Annotated in this window: 3 protein-coding genes; 1 reads left to right on the top strand and 2 read right to left on the bottom strand. The window is 33.3% G+C overall.

Annotated elements, in window-relative coordinates:
* Positions 1–90: 90 nt before the first annotated feature.
* Positions 91–861, top strand: coding sequence for a Gfo/Idh/MocA family protein (locus CN514_RS15570; RefSeq protein ID WP_286141715.1), 771 nt, complete (start codon positions 91–93; stop codon positions 859–861).
* Positions 862–1016: 155 nt separating this feature from the next.
* Here CN514_RS15570 and CN514_RS15565 read toward each other — a convergent pair whose 3' ends face one another.
* Complete coding sequence (locus tag CN514_RS15565) at positions 1017–2429, bottom strand: PTS transporter subunit EIIC (protein WP_098233373.1); 1413 nt, start codon at positions 2427–2429, stop codon at positions 1017–1019.
* 21 nt (positions 2430–2450) lie between these two features.
* Positions 2451–3341: an N-acetylmuramic acid 6-phosphate etherase gene (murQ, locus tag CN514_RS15560; protein ID WP_098233372.1), complete on the bottom strand. Its 891-nt coding sequence runs from the start codon at positions 3339–3341 to the stop codon at positions 2451–2453.
* Between the last annotated feature and the right edge of the window lie 84 nt (positions 3342–3425).

Here is a 3425-nt window from a genome sequence, read left to right as displayed (position 1 = left end):
CTTTAGACCTTATTATAATGGAAAAGCTTAAATGAATAAATAGTTTTTTGAAAATTTAAAAAACTATTTGATTTAACCGATGTAGTTAATTTGAGTATCCAAAATTTTTTAAGTAAAATTACATACAATTTGGTGCTATGTACAAGAAGTAATGAGACACTAGACCATTTATCAAACAAATATCGAATCAATGAAACGGTTAATACAGTAGATGAACTGTTAGAAAAGAATATTGATGCAGCATTTGTTACTACAGCTACGGAAGCTCATTATATGATAACGAAAAAGTTATTATTAAATGGTATTAACGTTTATATTGATAAACCTATTTCAATGAATTTCAAAGAAACTGAACAAATTGTAAATCTAGCCAAAGAACAAGGAAAAATAGCGATGGTTGGATTCAATAGACGATTTACCCCTAGAGTAAAAGAGCTTACTATGCATGGAAAGGCTAGCTTAATAATCATGCAAAAAAATAGATTTAACTTTCCTGAATATACTAGAAGATTTGTCGTAGAGGATTTTATTCATGTGGTGGATACACTTAGGTATTTAATGGCCACTAATGTAGTTGATTTAAAAGTCAATTTCTTAAAAAAAGATAGTATGCTCGAACACCTAGTCATTCATCTTATAGGTGAGGGATGCACGGCTATTGGAATAATGAACAGAAACAATGGTGTTACGGAAGAAATTATTGAATATATGACACCACAAAATAAATATGTAGTGAGTAGTTTAGTCGAAACAACCCATTATCATAATAAAAAATCAATATTACAAAATATGGTGATTGGGAACCAACCTTATATAAACGTGGGTTTTACCAAATTGTTGATCACTTTCTTAACTGTATAGAACAGAATAAAACCCCAGACCCTTCAATAAATGATTCCTTAATCACTCATGAAATTTGCGAAAGAATTGTTCAGTATATTGATTCTAATGTAGATTAAATAAAAAACCCGAATAGTAGACTTGAGAGGTCTAATTATTCGGGTTTTATTTGTTATTTATTCTTGTTCAGCCATTGCATCCTTTGGAGTACCGAATAAATACGTTAGGACGAAACCACCAGCATAACCAGCAAGTAATCCGATCACATATTTAAGCCACATTCCGTGTGCAATAAGTGGAACTAACGCTAAGCCTGAAGGACCAATTGCAATTGCTCCAACATTACCAAACATTCCAATTACTGCACCTCCAATACCACCACCGATACATGCAGTGATAAATGGACGACCAAGTGGTAATGTAACACCATAAATTAATGGTTCACCAATACCTAAAATACCTACTGGAAGAGCACCTTTAATCATATTTGATAATGATTTATTCTTTTTGCAACGTAACCATAATGCTAATGCTGCTCCAACTTGTCCAGCACCTGCCATTGCAAGAATTGGTAATAATTCTGTTGCACCTGTTGTATTAATTAATTCGATATGAATTGGTGTTAATACTTGATGTAAACCTAACATTACTAATGGTAAGAATCCCAAACCTAATATAAATCCTGCAAAAATACCGCCTTTTGCAATAATCCAGTTAATTGAACCAATTAAGTTATCAGAAATAAATCCTGCGAATGGCATGATGAAGAAAATTGTAAGCAAACCTACTACTAATAAAGCAATCATTGGTGTAATTATAATATCTAAAGAATCTGGAATGACTTTACGTAATTGTTTTTCTAAAAGTGATAATAAATAGACTGCAAGTAGTACACCAATAATACCACCTTGACCTGGAGCTAATGGATCACCATTAAAGATATTTTTAATTGGTTGATCAGGAAGCATACCTGTTAAAAGTGTTACCCCACCAATTACTCCACCAAGGGATGGTGTCGCCCCGAATTCCTTCGCTGCGTTGATACCAACATAAATCGCTAAATAAGCAAAAATTGCGTTTTTAATTACATTTAAAACTGTAACATATTGTGACCAAGTTGCTGCATCTAGGTTTTGAGCAGTAATATTGTTTGATAAAATCGAAGCAATACCAGCAATTAGACCTGCACCAACGAATGCTGGAATTAACGGAATAAAGATATTACCGACTTTTCGTAAGAAATTTTTAAAAGGTGTGTTATTTTTCTTTTTTAATTCAGCTTTAAGATCTGAGCCCTTTTCTTTTAAAGCCGCTGATGAAGTTCCTTGTTTTCCTGATGAGCTGTTTTTCAGATGACCAAATTGTTCTGCAACTTTAGTTACTGTACCAGGACCTAAAATGATTTGGTAAGTCTCATCATCAACAGTTCCCAAAACCCCGTTAATTTTTTTAACTTGATCTTCATTGATTAAATTACGATCAGCAACATTAACACGAAGTCTTGTCATACAGTTTGTAAATGAAACTACATTATCAGTACCGCCGATTGCATCAGCGATTTCAGAAGCTAATCTTTGATATTTATCCATCTTCTACTCCCCCTATAATTTTTATTTTTGTATTGCTTTTCGAACAAATCCTTCTGATTTTTTCAATTGCTCAATTGCTTGCTCATAACTAAATCCAGTAAGAATCATAACGATTGCTACTTTTGGACTTTGATTCGACTTCGTTAAATATTCTTCTGCAATTTCATACGTACAAGAAGTTGCTTCCATTACAATACGCTTTGAACGCTCAACTAGTTTTTCATTTGTTGATTGAACATCAACCATTAGGTTTCCGTATACTTTTCCAATACCAACCATTGATGCTGTAGATAACATATTGCATACTAACTTTTGAGAAGTACCTGCCTTTAATCTAGTTGAACCAGTTAATACTTCAGGTCCATTAATAACTTCGATTTCTATTTCTGCCTCTTGACCTATCTTTGAGCCTTTGTTACAACTAACCGCTACAGTAGAAGCACCAATTTCTTTGGCATATTTTAAACCACCAATAACGTAAGGCGTACGACCACTTGCTGCAATTCCAACTACAATATCATTTTTACTTAACTTAATTTCCTTTAAATCGTGGGTTGCAAGTTCTTCGCTATCCTCAGCGCCTTCAACTGCTTTTATAAAAGCTTTTTCTCCACCTGCTATTAGCCCTACTACCTCTTCTGGACTTGTTCCAAATGTAGGAGGACATTCAACAGCGTCTAAAAGTCCTATGCGGCCACTTGTGCCTGCACCTATATAAATCAAGCGACCCCCACTTTTGAAAGCAGTTACAATTTTTTCAACAGCTTTAGAAATATTAGGAATCTCATTTCGGACGGCAGCGGCAACCTTTGCATCCTCTTCGTTCATTACAGTTAAAAATTCTTCTATAGACATTTCATCTAAATTCATTGTTTTTTCATTTCTTGTTTCGGTTGTTAAATTCTCAAGCATGTTTGCTTCACCTCAAGTAATTTTTTAAAACTAAACTAAATTTAATTTCATACATATTATAACTATTTTTGAAATAAAATTTCA

It is taken from the genome of Bacillus sp. AFS001701 (genome assembly GCF_002559405.1).
Lineage (GTDB): Bacteria > Bacillota > Bacilli > Bacillales > Bacillaceae_G > Gottfriedia.
Note: the sequence above shows the minus strand (reverse complement) of the source record. Positions and strands in the feature narration are given on the sequence as shown.

Excerpts from the sequence above, each read along its gene's own strand:
- CN514_RS15565 (WP_098233373.1), bottom strand. The coding sequence starts at position 2,429 with ATGGATAAATATCAAAGATTAGCTTCTGAAATCGCTGATGCAATCGGC.
- murQ (WP_098233372.1), bottom strand. The coding sequence starts at position 3,341 with ATGCTTGAGAATTTAACAACCGAAACAAGAAATGAAAAAACAATGAAT.